Annotated in this window: 13 protein-coding genes; 4 read left to right on the top strand and 9 right to left on the bottom strand. The window is 42.2% G+C overall.

Going from position 1 to position 16,218, the window contains the following annotated elements; all coding sequences use genetic code 11:
* Positions 1–40 precede the first annotated feature (40 nt).
* The 6 genes from BMW98_RS02985 to BMW98_RS02960 form a co-directional block, all read right to left on the bottom strand.
* Positions 41–748 carry a hypothetical protein gene (locus BMW98_RS02985; RefSeq protein ID WP_139177372.1) on the bottom strand — a complete coding sequence of 236 codons (708 nt, stop codon included), beginning with the start codon at positions 746–748 and terminating at the stop codon, positions 41–43.
* A gap of 24 nt (positions 749–772) precedes the next feature.
* A complete protein-coding gene (locus BMW98_RS02980; RefSeq protein ID WP_090256897.1) occupies positions 773–1,531 on the bottom strand; it encodes a LytR/AlgR family response regulator transcription factor in 759 nt (252 codons plus the stop codon).
* Complete coding sequence (locus BMW98_RS02975) at positions 1,528–2,550, bottom strand: sensor histidine kinase (RefSeq protein WP_090256896.1); 1,023 nt, start codon at positions 2,548–2,550, stop codon at positions 1,528–1,530. The genes BMW98_RS02980 and BMW98_RS02975 overlap by 4 nt, the downstream gene beginning before the upstream one ends.
* Positions 2,551–2,570: 20 nt before the next feature.
* Positions 2,571–3,269, bottom strand: a complete 699-nt coding sequence (locus BMW98_RS02970; RefSeq protein WP_139177370.1) for a hypothetical protein — start codon at positions 3,267–3,269, stop codon at positions 2,571–2,573.
* 14 nt (positions 3,270–3,283) lie between these two features.
* Positions 3,284–3,928: a hypothetical protein gene (locus tag BMW98_RS02965; protein WP_090256894.1), complete on the bottom strand. Its 645-nt coding sequence runs from the start codon at positions 3,926–3,928 to the stop codon at positions 3,284–3,286.
* Between the two features lie 697 nt (positions 3,929–4,625).
* Positions 4,626–6,800 (bottom strand): TonB-dependent receptor, encoded by a 2,175-nt coding sequence (locus BMW98_RS02960; protein ID WP_090256893.1) that lies wholly within the window; start codon positions 6,798–6,800, stop codon positions 4,626–4,628.
* A gap of 268 nt (positions 6,801–7,068) precedes the next feature.
* Here BMW98_RS02960 and BMW98_RS02955 point away from each other — a divergent pair, with 268 nt between their 5' ends.
* Positions 7,069–8,202 carry an ATP-binding protein gene (locus BMW98_RS02955; protein ID WP_338060831.1) on the top strand — a complete coding sequence of 378 codons (1,134 nt, stop codon included), beginning with the start codon at positions 7,069–7,071 and terminating at the stop codon, positions 8,200–8,202.
* A gap of 2 nt (positions 8,203–8,204) precedes the next feature.
* Here the strand turns inward: BMW98_RS02955 and BMW98_RS02950 are convergent, their stop codons facing one another.
* The 3 genes from BMW98_RS02950 to BMW98_RS02940 form a co-directional block, all read right to left on the bottom strand.
* On the bottom strand, positions 8,205–8,957 hold the full coding sequence (locus tag BMW98_RS02950) for a LytR/AlgR family response regulator transcription factor (protein ID WP_090256891.1): 753 nt from the start codon (positions 8,955–8,957) through the stop codon (positions 8,205–8,207).
* Complete coding sequence (locus tag BMW98_RS02945; protein WP_090256890.1) at positions 8,954–10,000, bottom strand: sensor histidine kinase; 1,047 nt, start codon at positions 9,998–10,000, stop codon at positions 8,954–8,956. Before BMW98_RS02945 ends, BMW98_RS02950 begins: the two co-directional genes overlap by 4 nt.
* Before the next feature lie 201 nt (positions 10,001–10,201).
* Positions 10,202–10,897, bottom strand: coding sequence for a LiaF transmembrane domain-containing protein (locus BMW98_RS02940; protein WP_162844661.1), 696 nt, complete (start codon positions 10,895–10,897; stop codon positions 10,202–10,204).
* Between the two features lie 1,428 nt (positions 10,898–12,325).
* Here BMW98_RS02940 and fumC point away from each other — a divergent pair.
* The 3 genes from fumC (at position 12,326) to recJ (ending at position 16,210) form a co-directional block, all read left to right on the top strand.
* Entirely contained in the window at positions 12,326–13,726 is a 1,401-nt protein-coding gene (gene fumC / locus BMW98_RS02925) for a class II fumarate hydratase (protein ID WP_090256886.1), read from the top strand.
* 39 nt (positions 13,727–13,765) lie between these two features.
* Positions 13,766–14,419 carry a hypothetical protein gene (locus BMW98_RS02920; protein WP_090256885.1) on the top strand — a complete coding sequence of 218 codons (654 nt, stop codon included), beginning with the start codon at positions 13,766–13,768 and terminating at the stop codon, positions 14,417–14,419.
* 90 nt (positions 14,420–14,509) lie between these two features.
* Positions 14,510–16,210: a single-stranded-DNA-specific exonuclease RecJ gene (gene recJ, locus BMW98_RS02915; RefSeq protein WP_090256884.1), complete on the top strand. Its 1,701-nt coding sequence runs from the start codon at positions 14,510–14,512 to the stop codon at positions 16,208–16,210.
* The last annotated feature ends 8 nt before the right edge of the window (positions 16,211–16,218 follow it).

The following is a 16,218-nucleotide window of genomic DNA, read 5'->3' as shown; positions in this document are numbered from 1 at the left end:
TGAAGTAGCGGCTGTTGTTAAGCTTTTGTCACGATTTCGCTCAGCGTTTTAACTTTAAAGTGCGCCTGTAAGGCGGCTGAGTATCGTCTTGCGATGGATAGAATACACCTTCTACCACCTTTCTTTTGGTTTGAAATAAGTAGACAATGCCGTATTCCTGGTCTTGCGCTTCGGGCGAAGATGGAGGCAAACTGTATTCAAAAGCTTTCATTGGCCCGAGATCGATTGGCTTGTAGGTGAATGGGGCATCGTTTGGTTGAAGGCTGAAGCGCAGGGTTTGGCCATCAAAGGCTTGATCTGTTACCGATGCCTCCCAGCCAAAGCCTAATAGTGCTGGTTCATCGTATTTCTTTTCATCAAACGGATCGAAATGGTATTCCGTTGGTCGGTCGTCTAAGGTTGAGCTCAGAATGATTTTTTGCTCATTGAATACACCAAAAAGGGTGTCGAGCTGGCCATAAAGGTAAATGCTATCACGAACGGTTTTAATTCCCCAGCTTTCTTCTCCTTCCCAAGAATAGCTTACGATGTCGTTGTTCTCGAATGAGAAAGTCATTAAACCTGGAGAGAATAAGAAGGTAGAATCCTGTGGCACTTCATCGGCCAATGCGTAGCTGCCATCTTCTTGCACCATGGTAAAAATGGGCTGTTTGGCTTTTACATAGGCCATTAGCCAAGTGCCTTGGGGTTGTTGGGCAAAAGCAGAAAAGGAAACGAAAAGAGCCATTAAGGCGATAGTATTGCGCATGCCTGAATATACGGCAAGTTTAGTTTAACGGTCGAGCCATTTCTTAAAATCCTGCACTTTTTCGCGGCTTACAATGGCGTCCATGCTGTCGTCATGCTGAAGGATAAGGCGCAAACGGCTGTTCGAATAGGTTACTATGTCTTTAATGGCTTCTAGCGAAACCAAGTATTTGCGGTTAATGCGAAAGAACTTTTCTGGATCTACTAACTGCTCCACCTGCTCCAAAGTATAGTCGATTATGTAGCGGTTTTTCTCCAGTGTTTGTAAATAAGTAGCCTTCTCTTGACTAAAGAAATAACCAGCATCGGTTGTAGCAATGGTTTTAATATGCTCACCAATTTTCACCACAAAACGCTCTTTGTACTTTTTGGTCATTTGCTGCATGGCCTGTTCAATCATGGCGAGGTTTAAGGTCGGTGCCTGATTGTCCGCATACAACTTTTGATACTTGTCCAGTGCTGCCTCAAGCTCATTTGGGTCAATGGGCTTTAATAAGTAATCCACACTGTTCAACTTAAAAGCACGGATGGCATATTCATCGAAAGCGGTTGTGAAAATAATGGGTGATTTTACCTGGACTTGCTCTAAGATCTCAAAGCTTAACCCATCAGCCAATTGAATGTCAAAGAACAGTAAATCAGCACTATTACTGCCGAGCCATTCTACTGCGCGTTTTACAGAATCGAGCTGAGCGACAATCTGTGCGTTAGGCAGTGTTTGATTGAGCAAGGTGGTTAGCCGCTTGGCGGCCATGTTTTCATCTTCAACAATTAAGATGTTCATAAAGCTAATTTTAGTAAAGGAAGTTTTACAATAAATTTTGACGGGCCATCTATTATCTCAACTGCTTTTTCACTTAGAAACTCGTACCGCGCTTTAATATTTGCTAAACCCATGCCCGAAGATTCTTCAATTGGAATGTTCTTTTTTTGCAGGTTGTTTTTCACCACTAAGTACTCGTTTTCGATGCTTACGTCAATCGTTAACGGGTCGTCTTGAGCAACCACATTGTGCTTTACTGCATTTTCCATCAGCATCTGTAGTGCGATGGGGGGAATCATGTCTTTTTCGTGCCCGGTAATATCTATGTTCACTTTTAGCTTGTCGTCAAACCGTGCGCTTTGAAGCACCAAATACGACTCTACAAACTTTAGCTCCGTTTCGAGCGGAACGAGTTCTTGCGAACGAGTGTCGAGAACATAGCGATAAACCTTGGAAAGCTGGCGGATAAAATCGGCAGCACGGTCTTGGTCTTCGTAAACCAGGTTGGTAAGGGCGTTCAGGCTGTTAAAAAGAAAGTGTGGGTTCACCTGATTTTTAAGCGACTCATACTTGGTAGCCATTTGCTCTTTTTTAAGCTTTTCGGCATCGAGCGCGGCTTTTTTCCAGTTGTTAAGAAAATGTGCAGCGTTTAAAAAGAAACTGATAACAAAGGTTACGCCTACGGCAACGAGTGCAATTTCGCCTATATCGTAAATGCGAATGCCAGAAAGGACCCAAACAAGTATGTACAAGAAATAGACAGCAGCGGGCGAATAAACAATTACGCCAACAATGCCCCAAATGAATCGTTTTTGAGGGTTTTCGAGCCAGGGAATTTTGTAGGAAATGAAATCGGAAAGATGACCGTTACCTTGCCAAAGCAATACCCACATAAGCCCTGTAAACAGCATGGAATACCTTTCAGACCATGGGTCTGCCCAGCAATTACACCAGAAGAATACGGTTAACGATCCGAATAGGAAGATCAGAAAGGTATCCCTAATCTCTTTTTTCCAATTGATGGTTTTCAGGTAACTCATTGACTAAAGCTAAGTAAAAATCAGTTTTGTGAAACCGCGTATTTGCCAAGTTTAAATTGCTTGCGGTATTTATTCGCCCAAAAAGACATAAGCGGTATGCCTACAAAGGCCGGTAGCACCCATAACGACCAGCTGTAATTGTTGGGCATGTTGAATATTTCTCCGTTCTGAACCAAAAAGGCAGTAATGCTGGAGATTAAAGCGCCACACATTGAGTTCATGTGCGCAAACCACCACCACATTCTTTCTTGACTATTTACCCTCAGAAAGCCTCTCAGGTTTAAAGCACCAGTTTGGGCAGTGAAAAATCCGAAGAACAGACAGAGGTAGGCGATCATTTGACCTGTACCACGCGTGGCAAAAATATTAATGCCTACCCCGAAAAGGCTTAAGCCAAACAGAGTGGTGATAATGGCTGCGGCCCAATCGTACCACATGGGTTTTAGGCTGTGGCGTAACTTGAGTACGCGCACACCAGAAAAATTCATGTAGTAGCTGAATACGGCAATTATGAGTAGGAAGAAGTTGAAGCGAACAAAGGAGATGATAAGCAATGCGCTAACAAGGATCCAGGTCATTGACCAATAGAAAACCTGACCTACTTGTCTGTGCAACTTCCCTCCCTTTTTACCTATAAAGGCGGCAGCCAGGCCCGAAATTAGAGTGAGGCTACCGGCTACCACGTGTGATATGATGAGTATTTGAGAAAACAGTTCCATGACCTTTGGGCTGCTTAGTTATTACATTTTTGTGCCATTTCTTTGGCCACATCTACTCCCCAGGTTGGGTCGAAACTCTGACCTTGCTTTTCGGCTTCGAACAACGGCTCTGATTTTTTAGCCAGCGCACAAGCATTTTCTACTGGTGACCCGAAGAACTCTGCCATTCCGTATTGCATTTGAGCCAATAGTACCATTGCGCGTGGGTTTTCTTTATCCATTGCCAATGCTTCGTTAAGCGTTTGCATAACCTTTGGCGATAGCATTTGGCCGCGTGTGTTTGGGTCGGCAGCTAATTGCGCTAGATAAACGAAGCCTTCTAGTGCTTTAACCTCTGAGTTTTTTGGTTGAAGCTCCAAAGCCTTGTCTACATGTTGTTTTGCCTGCTGAATGTATTCGTCTTTGGTTGAAATGCCATCGGCCATTAGCCCAATGCGTGTGTAGGAAAGTGCGGCATAATAGGGAGCGTACCAATCGTCTTTGGCTACGCCTGCAATGCGTTCGAACTGGCCAGCGGCAGACTGTAGGTCTTCAATAGATTGCGCAGCGCCAAGGGTTTGTAATCCTTTTACCATCGCATTGATGTAGGCTTGCTGGTTTTGTGCTTTTAGACTAAAACCGGCTACGATTAATCCGAGAATGATGATCAACTTTTTCATTGTATTGAGTTTTGATTGTTTGCTAAATGATTATGAACCAAAGATGCAGGCTGGCGCGCTCCTATATAAATAAGACTTACCGAACCGTAGAATTTGCAAGATGAGTTGTAGGAGGGGTTTGATGTTGATTGATAAAGCATCCAACCCCCCATGTCTGCGGCATGCAGGTCTACCTTTACTTGGAGGAGGGGAATAGGCCTAGTTTGTTTTCAGTTAAACAGATTATATAAAGTTATTCTCTTACTAAAAGTGGTTTCCTTGCAAGGGGCACATCTATGAAATTCTATCCAAGAATTTTTGCACAAACACTCCTCCTTGGTGAAGGAGGTTGGGAGGATTGGCTTTTGAAGTAGAATATTTTGTTCTAATCCCCCTTTTCCAAAAAGGGGGAATTAGCTCTGCTAGATTGAAGAGCAGAACTTAAGATATTTCTATTAATACTTTTTGGTTAAACGCCTTGCTCTAGGAAACTACTCGTAATAAAGAGTAGTTGCTCGAACTTTCTAAACCTAAAAGAGGCTGTCTCAAAAGCCAACTATTTTCGTCATTCTCAGCCTGCCTGCCGAAGGCAGGCTTGACTGGGAATCTCATTCAAGCTCTAAGTCTAGTTTGAGGAGATTCCCGATCGGTGTCGGGAATGACGTTTAGCTTTTGAGGTAGCCTCCCAATTACTATTCAACTAATTTTTGATAACCGACTATAGGTTGTCCAGTTGGTTTTCTGTGCCATCTTTGGTGAGTGTGATAAACAGGCCGAAGAAAACGAATCGTTTAGCCGACTGAATGATCTCTTGGCTTTCATAAACACCATTGCCATTTGCTTGGTCGGCAAATTCATAACCGAATACATTGTTTCTACCCAACACATTGGATGACGACATGTATAGGATGATGTTCTGTTTAATGAGCACAGCTGCATTCAAACTCAGGTCGGAGTAGAACGGACTGCTGTCGTTCATAAAACCTGGTTTGTTCGGGTTGTGAAACATGCGTTCGCTGGCATAAGAGTAAGTAGCACCAAATTGGGTCCTTAGCGGCTGCACAAAGTGCTTTATAACAAAGCTGAAATTGTGTTTCGCCAAGTAATTCGGCACACCTTTTTCCGGGTAGTTCAAATACATGCGCTCAGCATCCGTATAGCTGTAGCTTACCCAATAATCGGTTTCCTTAAATGTGTCGCCATCTCTCCAAAACACGTCAATTCCCTGTGCATAACCGCTGCCAGCATTGGCGTAATTATTCGGGTTAAAATCGTTTGGCGTATTGTAAGTAACCAAATCATCATAGTCCTTTTTGAAAGCCTCTATTCTCAAAATGCGATTTGCTTTTATACGCTGATAATTCAACACCCAATGCGTAGCCATTTCGGGTGTTAGGCTGTTATTTACTACGGAATAGTTGTTCTGTGCCTGCTGGTAAAACTGCCCATGCGCAAAAGAGAACTGCCCGAATTCACTCACTTTGTACGATGCAGCAAAGCGTGGCGCATTGTAATACTCGCGCAACAGAGATGAATAAGTAGAGCGCAAGCCAGCACGGAAAACCAGTTTGTTAGAAGCGAAATAGTCTACTTCCATAAAGCCCACGCTTAGGTCATCATGAAAATTCATGGAGCCACTTTCCGCTTCGGAGCCAGCATAAACCTGCTTGAATTTTTTGGTGTATTGTTCCGAACCAAAGTTTACGGAAACCTTGTCGCTGGCATCCCAATTAAATGCGAGTTTAATGTGTAAACCATCTTCGGTGGCGGTGTAATTGTCTTGATTTAAATCGAACTTGTCTCTATTGTAAGTGTAGGTAACGCCACCACGTACGCTCCATTTTTTATGTAGAATGTCTTTGTACGAAGCATTGATGTAACGGTATTTGTTATCGAGCCCTACGGTGTCCTTATCCCCACCTTTATTCACATTTGGCTGGCGCAAAGCCATGTACGAATTGTCGAAGTTGGTGTAGACTTTCAAAAGTCCGTCCTTATTAAATTTTTGGCGGAAAACTATTTCGCCAATGGCGCTGTGTGGTGCGGTTTTCCAATCGAAGTTTTGGGAAATTACTTCCTGATAAGGTCTCAAATCGGTGTATTGTACTTTGCCCGAAACAGAGGTTTTATTCTCATTAAATAGCTCTGTATGGCTAATATCGGCCCCCACCGACATTACCGAGATTTCGGTTTTGTCTTCATCGGCAATATCGAAAGAGTTGAGGATAAGCACCGAGCTCAGCGCTTGACCGTATTCTGCAGAGTAACCACCCGTGCTAAAGTTGGTGCCTTTGAACAAAAACGGGCTAAAACGACCGCGCGTTGGTACATTAGGTACGGTGCTGTTAAAAGCATTGCGAACCTCAAGGCCATCTATAAAAACTTTGGTTTCGTAGCCTTCGCCACCGCGCACGAACAACCGACCAGACTCGCCCACAGTTGTGGTTCCTGGCAATGTGTTGAGTGCCCCCATAATGTCGCCTGCTGCACTAGCGGTAGTCACAATGTCTAGGGGCTTGAGCACAGTGGCGCGTTCATCGCTGGCATCGTAAGCTCCGGCCGTTATGGTTACGCCATCCAATTTGTTGATACTCTCCTTCAAGACTATCTCAATGGTCAGCACATCGCCTTTAATATCGATGGTCTTTTTGAAAGGCTCAAAGCCAATAAAGCTGGCAATAAGCTGCTGAGCGCCTGTTTCTGTTGTTTTGAATTCGAATGATCCGTCTGGTTTGGAGTTGGTGCCATCAAAAGTGTTTTCGATGTAAACATTGGCTCCAGGAATGGAAGTTCCGTTTTGATCGGTTACGGTTCCCTTTATAGTTGTTTGTGCAATTAACTGATTAACCAGAAGTAAAAGTATGGCTGTAATAATGGTGCGTTGACTTAGCATAATGTTTTGTTTTTGACAATGCTAAGGTGCACCAAAGCCCAGCGGCTTCTAAAAAGGACTTACCGAACCGTAGAATTAGGTGGATGAGTTGATGGATTTAATATGTATAGAAAGTATATCAAAACTATACACGTCACTGACGACATGTATAGAATTTGCGATTTTCTATACATGTCATGAAAGTAATCGCACCAATAATCCAAAATTATTATGTTTATTTTGGATTGAAATCCAATAATATTATGATTATTTTGGAGTCAAATCCAAAATGATGATAAATCGCTTCCAGCTTTCTTACGCTAAGGATAGGCTTTTCAATGGAAAAGCACTGATTATTTACGGTCCTAGACAAGTAGGCAAGACTACTTTTGTTGAGCTATTACTTCAAAATATTAAAGGTCAGAAAGTACTGTCACTAAACGGGGATGACTCTGATACCCGAGAACTACTGTCAAATCCGAATGTCACTTTATTGCAGTCAATCATTGGTGATAATACATTACTTTTTATTGATGAAGCTCAGAGAATTGATAATATCGGTATCCTAATAAAGATAATAGTCGATAGAATAAAGATTGTTCAGGTTATAGCCACGGGTTCTTCTTCCTTTGAATTGGCAAACCATATTAACGAGCCACTAACTGGAAGAAAATACGAAATGCTACTACTCCCTTTTTCATTTCAGGAATTGGTTAGCGATAGTGACCTGATCACAGAGAAAAGAAAGCTAAATGAAAGGCTGGTTTTTGGTTCATATCCTGAAATTGTAATGAAACCAGCAAAAGCCGAAGAGCACCTTAAGCTTCTAACGGATAGCTACCTTTATAAAGATATCTTCACATTAGACAGGGTAAACAAACCCCAATTGTTACAGAAAATAGTAAAGGCACTTGCTTTACAAGTTGGAAGTGAAGTAAACATAAATGAACTCGCACAACTTGTCAGAGCAGACAACAAAACAGTAGAAAAATATATATCTCTACTCGAAATGTCTTTTGTTATTTTCACTTTGCCTGCATTGAGTAGAAACGTTAGAAACGAAATTAAAAAAGGTAGAAAAATCTACTTCTATGATAATGGGGTTTTGAATACTGTAACAGCTAACCTAGCTCCTGTCCAGAAAAGAACAGACATTGGTGCACTTTGGGAGAATTACTTAATTAGCGAAAGAGTAAAAAGGCAATATCAACTTCAAATCCCAAGTCAAAACTACTTTTGGAGAACGACACAACAGCAAGAAGTGGACTTTATTGAAGAAACTGGTTCGGAAATGAATGTTTATGAATTTAAATGGAGTCCTAAGTCTAAAGCCAAGATTCCAACTACTTTTTCAAAGAACTATCCTGCAGCAAATAGGGCTGTAATAAACTCCGAAAACTATTATGAGTTTTTACTTCACTAACCCTAATACTTCAAAACCTCTTTCAACTTGCCATGGCCACTGCGGCTTACGGGTAGTTGAGCACCACTTTTCAGGGTGAGCAGATAAGAGTCTTTTTCGTAGAGTTCCAGCTTCTCAATCATCTTTACATTCACCATATGCGAGCGGTGAATGCGCACAAATTCGCCATCGGGAAGGCCGTCCTCTAAGTGCTTCATGCGCATCAACTTTAAGAATTTGCCGGCCTCGGAGTGAATGGCTACGTAATCGTCTTGCGCTTCAAAGTGATGGATTTGCTCAATGGGCAAGATTTGGATTTTGTTGCCTGTTTTTACTACAATGCGGTCCAGTTGTTCTTGCTGATCTCTGCGGGTTTCGGTGAGCGATTTAATCTCTTTGCTTACATTTTCCCTTTGGTCAATCTTTGCCTTGGCTTTTTGCACAGCTTCATCAAAACGGCTTTCTGAATAGGGCTTTAGTAAGTAATCGGTAGCATTTAGCTCGAAAGCCTTAATGGCGTACTGGTCGAAGGCAGTGCTGAAAATTACCGCTGGTGGTTCGTCTAGCAGCTCCAACATTTCAAACCCAGTGATCTTTGGCATTTGCACATCTAGAAAAATCAAGTCGGGCTGGTGTTCCTGCACGGCCTTTAATCCTTGAAAGCCATCGGGGCACTCTGTCACCACTTCTATTTCGGTATGCTTGGCCAAATAGGCTTTTATCAGCTCTCTGGCTAAATTCTCATCGTCAATAATTATGGCTTTAATCGTGCTCATGCTAGCTGTGGTATTTCAAGGCGTACTGTAAAAATATGATCTGTTTTGTGAATAAAAACTGCTTGCGAAACGCCATAGATCAGGCGAATTCGGTCGCGGATGTTCTGCAGCCCAATTCCCTTCCCTTTTTTGGTTACAGCATTGGGGTCGTACTCATTACTTACCGATACTTTCAGAATGTTTCCTTCGCAGCTTGCCCTTAGCTGGATGTTGATTTTTTCCAGGCTTTCGTAAATACCGTGTTTAATGGCATTTTCAAAAAGTGGTTGAAGAATAAGGTTGGGCAGCACCATTTTCTTGCAGGCATTGTCCATGTCGGTTTCAACACTGAGTCTGTCGCCAAAGCGCACCTTTTCAATTTCCAGGTAAAGTAGAATGTTGTTCACCTCATCTTCTAGTGTATTCATTTGGTCATTCTCTTTGCCAAGTGAATAGCGCAAAAAGTCTGAAAGCTTCACGATCATTTCGCGTGCTTTTTCGGGCGAAATAATGGTGAGCGATGAAATAGAGTTGAGGCTATTGAAAATAAAGTGTGGATTGATCTGCGACTTGAGCATTTCCAGCTCCGAGCTTTTCAGCATAGACTCCAACTGCGATTGGCGAGTACTTTTCTCCGTCAGGTCATCGTAGTAAAGAATGAGGTAATAGACCAAAGTAATTACCGCATAGTAAAGCACACCCAGCGCCACGCGCCATGGTAGCGAGTCGGCCAAAAACAGCGTGTACTCATCATTTACAGAAAGACTTTTTAGAATTGTTTGGCTTAGAAAAACTACCAGAGCAACAGAAATGGCAGCCGCAGCAATGTGGCTAATAAGCAGGTTTACCAATTGCGATTTTTGGTACGAACTATACCGCACATTGAACCAGTAGGCCAGCCCTACGCCCATAAATAAACCATTAAAAATGGCGCTGTCTATGGCCGATTGTTTCCACGTAAATCCATAGAAGAAATACAGAGCAAAGGTGAAAACACCTCCTGTAAGCAGCCAGAGGACTGCATATACAATAATGTTGTTATTTCGGATAAAGGGATGGTTCATAAAAAATCCGCGCTAGGCGGAAATTAGTAAAAAGTAAGAAGCTTTTACGAAAAAAGAGGCTGTCTTCAAAAGCCGATTGTTTTCGTCATTCTCAGCTTGACTGGGAATCTCATTCTAGCTTTAGTTCAACTTGAAGAGATTCCCGATCGGTGTCGGGAATGACGTTTAGCTTTTGAAACAGCCTCTTGGTTGTTGATTTGGCTATTTCACTTCGCCACCACCAAAGAGTACCAGTCCTTTAATTACCAGTTCTTTTCCGGTATTGGCTTCGTTTTCGTTGATGATCTTACGTTCATCGGAGAAGCCGCCAAAAATGGCTGTCACTTTTACTTTCACGTTCATATCTGCCGGAACCCTAATATCGCAGCCTCCAAAGAGAACAAATACATCCAAAACATTCGTGCCGTGGTCTAGGTCTGCGTTGATAAGGTTTAGCTCCGTACCTCCGAAAATCGAAGTGAGTTTTCCGCCTTTAAAAGTCTTTGAGGTTACTACTCTTTCCGCCCCGCTAAAAACAGCGAGCTCGTCTACAAAGTCTACCTCGTTTTCAAAACTTTTTTTTTCGTAGTCGTCTTTTTTATTTCTACGCGTTATCAGCGATACGCCAATGGCTACAAATACTAGCGGCCATAATCTGAAAATATCTCTGAAATCGAAGTCCCAATAGTATTCATAGGCCATTTCATCTAGTAGGAATATGCCACCAATAATGATCAGTGTAATTCCGAAGCCTACTTTTTCTCTTACTGTAGAAAGGAAAATACCCACTACAATAAGGATGGTGTACCAACCGAATAGGTAATCTGGCAAACTAAAGCGTAAAATATCCAGATTGTCTAGTGTTAAGAGCACTCCCAATAGTAGGAAGATGCCCCCTGTAACCATCCGTTTGTTCATTTTTGAGTCCATGTTTTAAAAATTAATGTTGCTTTTGAGTTTTTAGTGGCTGTTGTGAGCCTTTGCCTTTGGGCTGAATTACTGCGACCAAACAGTAAATCGTTGACCAAGTTGTTTTGTTGTTTTTGACTATTCAAATGTACGCCAAGTATGCCCCTTAATGTTGACGCAAATCGGTAAACGAACGCCAGCCATCGGTAAACGAACTTTTCATTCGACCATGTTTTGCCCTCAAATGGATATATCGGTGAATTGCGCCTTGTTAGCTAACTTTTGTTGTGAGGTTTTTTGAGTGTTATTGGAACGAGGGGCTTGGAGTGGCTTTAAGGTTACTTCTTTTGCGGGAGTAAAACTGTTCTGTGAGGAAAGTATTCAAAATGTGTAAGCACTAGTTAGGTTAGTGGACTAGTGAGCACAGATGGAGATTCATCTTGGGGGAGCGAATAATGGCAAGATTGTGAAGAATAAAACAAAGGTTAGAACAACATAAACCCAAAATGCAATGGTCCTTACCCTCTCTCTCCTTTTATCACTAATAAAAAGTCGCTCATAATTCTTGTACTTCCCTTTAAACAAGAATAAAAAATAATTCGAAGACATAAAAAGCATGGCTATAACGGTTGCACTAGTTCTGGTAAAGTACAAATCAACTTTAAGAAGCTGATTTAATAGAACAAAGGCTGTCATTATATTAAGGAACATCAGTACACAAATAGAGCAAAAAGCAATCAAGTGCGGTATTCCTCCATCTGTAGAATGTTTAGATTCTACTATTGTCGCATACTTATAAAGTTTGAAAAATATATATCTATAAGCCCGTGTCATTTCACAATTAAAAGAATCATAATTTACTTAAATCCAATCAATTACATTGTTCTTCTTATCTAATAAGAACCAAATTGAAAAGTCCAATTGGTCGATAGTATAAGTTATTTCAACTAGCTTTTCTTTGCCTGCAGATAAGTGATGCTTAACTATGATAGGGAGGGTGTGAAAAAGAAGGCAACCAATGTCGCAAAAGTCAAAACTATAAAGGCACCTAGCGTAAAGTTAAGTTTTCTTTGTCTTAGATCCTCGGTGCCATCTTCATTTTCAAAGTACAATTTCAAGGGCTTTCTTTTTCTCCGATAATAAAATGCCCATCTAAAAAGTCCCCCAATAATAACAACTACTCTTCTTCCTATTACTCCCATAATTACCTCTGAATCTCTAGTTTAGATGTAAGCCGTAATCATTCTACTTTATTTGCTTTTCTCAACTACATCAACAAACCTCTTCCTCGATTGCATCGAGGATGTTCGAGATGTGGGTTTGTAACCCACAAGATAATACCCACAATTCCACAAAGCAGACAATTGCGCACATTTCCTTTCTAAAAGCGCCTTGCAGTGGCTACATTTGTTGCCCATCTAAAACCATTCAGATCTTATGGAATTCAGAATTGAAAAAGACACCATGGGCGAGGTTAAAGTACCTGCCGATAAATATTGGGGAGCACAAACCGAGCGTTCTCGCAACAACTTTAAAATTGGGCCAGAAGCCAGCATGCCGCTAGAGGTGGTTTATGGCTTTGCTTATTTAAAGAAGGCTGCAGCGCACACCAACTGCCAGCTGGGTGTTCTTACTGAAGAGAAAAGAGATTTGATCTCGGCCGTTTGTGACGAGATCTTAGAAGGAAAGCATGACGATCAATTTCCATTGGTGGTTTGGCAAACAGGTTCGGGTACACAGTCGAACATGAATACCAACGAGGTAATTGCCAATCGCGCACATGTAATAAACGGTGGTACATTAGGCGAAGGCGATCGTGCTATTCACCCAAATGACGATGTGAACAAATCGCAATCGTCTAACGATACTTACCCAACGGGCATGCACATTGCTGCCTATAAAATGATAGTGGAAACTACCATTCCGGGTGTTGAGCAATTAAGAAATACCCTTAAGGCCAAGTCTGATGCCTTTATGAAAGTGGTGAAAATTGGTAGAACGCACTTGATGGACGCTACGCCACTTACTTTGGGTCAGGAATTTTCTGGCTACGTTTCTCAGCTAGACCATGGCTTGAAAGCATTGAGAAATACATTAGATCACCTTTCGGAGTTGGCGCTTGGTGGTACTGCAGTAGGTACAGGAATCAACACCCCAGAAGGTTATGCAGAATTGGTGGCTGAGAAAATTGCTGAGTTTACCGGTTTGCCTTTCGTAACTGCCGAAAATAAATTCGAAGCACTTGCAGCCCACGATGCTTTGGTGGAGGCACACGGAGCCTTGAAGCAACTGGCTGTTTCGCTAAATAAAATCGCTAACGACATTCGTATGTTGGCTTCTGGTCCTCGTTCTGGAATTGGCGAGATCATTATTCCTTCAAACGAGCCGGGTTCATCTATTATGCCGGGCAAAGTTAACCCTACGCAGTGCGAGGCCATGACAATGGTTTGTGCCCAAGTAATGGGTAACGATGTGGCTGTAACTATTGGTGGTACGCAAGGGCATTACGAGTTGAACGTATTCAAACCTGTAATGGCTTACAATGTATTGCAGTCGGCTAGATTGATTGGCGATGCATGTGTTTCTTTCGAAGAGAATTGTGCCATCGGAATTGAGCCAAATTACAAGAGCATTGAGTCGCACTTAAACAACTCATTGATGCTTGTAACTGCCTTGAATACAAAAATTGGCTATGAAAAGGCAGCTAAAATTGCCAAGACCGCTCATGAAAATGGCACTACTTTAAAAGAGGAGGCTGTAAACCTTGGCTACCTTACTGCAGAGGAATTCGATGAGTGGGTACGCCCTGAAGATATGATTGGTAGCTTGAAAAGCTGAATTTAATATCCTAATTTGTCGTAATTATCAGCTAGAAAGATGAAAAACACCAGACCATATATTTTGCTTTTAGTCGGAGTATTTGTGGCCACTATTGCATTGGCGCAAAGCTCTGAGCAACGTCCGCTTACCAGAAAAGAAAAGAAAGAGTGGAAAAAGCGCAAGAAGAAGATGTCGGTAGAAGACTTCCGAACGCTTTATGAAGAAAATTCTTCGCAAAAAGCAGCACTCGCTGCGCAAGAAGGCGAAATCAATTCTTTAGAGGAGCAAGTAACGTCTAAGGATCTTCAGATTAGCGATTTGCAAAAGCAAGTAACCCGCATGCAAGCAGCTTACCAAGCTGCTCAGCGCGAGCTCGAAAACCTAAAAGCACAACTAAAGCAACCGGCCTATAATCCGAATATGGTAAATGGCGAAGACTTTAGTGTTGGTGTGGTATTCAAAGTTCAGGTAGGTGCTTTCCGCAAAATGGATCTTGAAAAGTATGCTGAAACCTCTAAGGAGTTTAGTGAGGAAGAAGCACAAGAGCTACGCAAGTATGTAATTGGTAACTTCAGAAACTATGAAGATGCCAACGTGCTTAAGAGATATTTAAGGGAGATGGGTGTTGAAGATGCCTGGATCGTTCCTTACAAAGACAACCAACGCGTTCCTCTCAAAGAGGTGATAGATCTTCCTGAAGGGTCTAAATAAGTTTTACAGTTTTTTGTTTTGAGCAGTGCCCAAAAGCGTGGCACTGCTTTTTTTATGCGTGTGAAAATATTTATTTGTTAACTTGGAGTTATGCAAAAGCGCTGGATTTTTGAAGAGGAATTTGATGGTGATGTAGTAAGCACTTTGCAACAAGAGTTAAACGTTTCGGAGAGCTTAGCAAGAGTTTTAAATCAGCGTGGAATTGGCGATTTAGATGGTGCAAAGTCCTTCTTTAAGCCATCGCTCGAGCAACTGCACGATCCATTTCTAATGAAAGATATGGATATAGCCGCCAAGCGCTTGTCCACAGCAATTCATCAGGGCGAATCTATTTTAGTTTATGGAGATTACGATGTAGATGGTACTACGGCCGTGGCTACTTTCTTCGGCTTTTTATCAGAATTTTACGACAAGCTAGCCTTTTACATTCCCGATAGATATCAGGAAGGTTACGGTGTTTCTGAGCAAGGAATTGAATATGCTGCTGAAAACGGCTTTTCGCTAATAGTAACGCTCGATTGCGGGATTAAAGCTGTTGACCGTGTTAATCAGGCAAATGCTTTAGGTATAGATGTAATCATTTGTGATCACCATATGCCGGGCGATGAACTGCCCGCTGCTACGGCAGTGCTCGACCCCAAAAGAACAGATTGCGATTACCCCTATAAAGAGCTTTCGGGTTGCGGTGTAGGCTTTAAGTTGTTGCAAGCCTATTGCCAATTGGAAGAAATTGAGGAAAACAGGCTCTTGCAATACCTGGATTTATTGGCGGTAAGTATTGCCTCCGATATTGTGCCTATTACCGGTGAAAATCGCGTGCTGGCTTACTTTGGTCTGCGCAAACTCAATGCTGCGCCAAGGCCGGGGCTTCAGGCACTTGTTAATCTTTGCAAAAGTAGGAAGGAGCTCACCATTTCTGGTATTGTATTTGGGATTGGTCCGCGTATAAATGCTGCAGGCAGAATGGACCATGCCGGAGCTGCCGTGGACCTGCTATTGGCCAAAACAATAGATGAGGCCGAGGCATTAGCCGATGCCATTAACGATAAGAATGACGAGCGAAGAAACTTTGATAGTACCATTACCGAGGAGGCCTTGGACATGATTTCATCTAGCGAAACCATGTTGAATGCCAAATCTACCGTGCTTTTCAAAAACGACTGGCACAAAGGCGTAATCGGTATTGTGGCTTCTCGCTGTATCGAAAAGTACTATAAGCCAACCGTAATCCTTACCGAATCGAACGATATGGTTACCGGTTCGGCTCGTTCGGTTCACGGTTTTGATGTGTATTCGGCCATTACGGAATGTTCTGAGCTATTGGAGCAGTATGGTGGCCATATGTATGCTGCAGGTGTTACCATGCCATCGGAAAATGTAGATGCCTTTAAGAAGAAGTTCGAGGAGGTGGTTTCGAGCAGAATTACCCAAGAGCAGCTTAAGCCTGTAATTACTATTGATACGGTGATTTACCTGGACGAAATCAACGAACGTTTTTTCAATATCATCAATAAAATGGGGCCGTTTGGTCCTAAAAACATGCAGCCAGTATTTGTGGCTGAGAATGTACATGCAACTAATGCCAAGGTGCTAAAGGGAGAACACCTAAAGTTCACGGTGAACCAAGAAGGTACCGATGCCGCCATTGAGGCCATTGGTTTTGGCTTTGGTGAATATGTTGATCTGATTGATAGTGGTATGCGTTTTCACCTCGCATTTACCATTGAAGAAAATGATTTCCGTGGCATCAAATCGCTGCAGCTTTTTGTGAAAGATATTAAGTTCGACTGATTCCATTA

It is taken from the genome of Roseivirga pacifica (assembly GCF_900111145.1).
Lineage (GTDB): Bacteria > Bacteroidota > Bacteroidia > Cytophagales > Cyclobacteriaceae > Roseivirga > Roseivirga pacifica.
The sequence above is the reverse complement of the archived record's forward strand: the minus strand, read 5'-3'. Positions and strand labels throughout refer to the sequence as shown.

Excerpts from the sequence above, each read along its gene's own strand:
- BMW98_RS02985 (WP_139177372.1), bottom strand. The coding sequence starts at position 748 with ATGCGCAATACTATCGCCTTAATGGCTCTTTTCGTTTCCTTTTCTGCT.
- BMW98_RS02980 (WP_090256897.1), bottom strand. The coding sequence starts at position 1,531 with ATGAACATCTTAATTGTTGAAGATGAAAACATGGCCGCCAAGCGGCTA.
- BMW98_RS02975 (WP_090256896.1), bottom strand. The coding sequence starts at position 2,550 with ATGAGTTACCTGAAAACCATCAATTGGAAAAAAGAGATTAGGGATACC.
- BMW98_RS02970 (WP_139177370.1), bottom strand. The coding sequence starts at position 3,269 with ATGGAACTGTTTTCTCAAATACTCATCATATCACACGTGGTAGCCGGT.
- BMW98_RS02965 (WP_090256894.1), bottom strand. The coding sequence starts at position 3,928 with ATGAAAAAGTTGATCATCATTCTCGGATTAATCGTAGCCGGTTTTAGT.
- BMW98_RS02960 (WP_090256893.1), bottom strand. The coding sequence starts at position 6,800 with ATGCTAAGTCAACGCACCATTATTACAGCCATACTTTTACTTCTGGTT.
- BMW98_RS02955 (WP_338060831.1), top strand. The coding sequence starts at position 7,069 with ATGATGATAAATCGCTTCCAGCTTTCTTACGCTAAGGATAGGCTTTTC.
- BMW98_RS02950 (WP_090256891.1), bottom strand. The coding sequence starts at position 8,957 with ATGAGCACGATTAAAGCCATAATTATTGACGATGAGAATTTAGCCAGA.
- BMW98_RS02945 (WP_090256890.1), bottom strand. The coding sequence starts at position 10,000 with ATGAACCATCCCTTTATCCGAAATAACAACATTATTGTATATGCAGTC.
- BMW98_RS02940 (WP_162844661.1), bottom strand. The coding sequence starts at position 10,897 with ATGAACAAACGGATGGTTACAGGGGGCATCTTCCTACTATTGGGAGTG.
- fumC (WP_090256886.1), top strand. The coding sequence starts at position 12,326 with ATGGAATTCAGAATTGAAAAAGACACCATGGGCGAGGTTAAAGTACCT.
- BMW98_RS02920 (WP_090256885.1), top strand. The coding sequence starts at position 13,766 with ATGAAAAACACCAGACCATATATTTTGCTTTTAGTCGGAGTATTTGTG.
- recJ (WP_090256884.1), top strand. The coding sequence starts at position 14,510 with ATGCAAAAGCGCTGGATTTTTGAAGAGGAATTTGATGGTGATGTAGTA.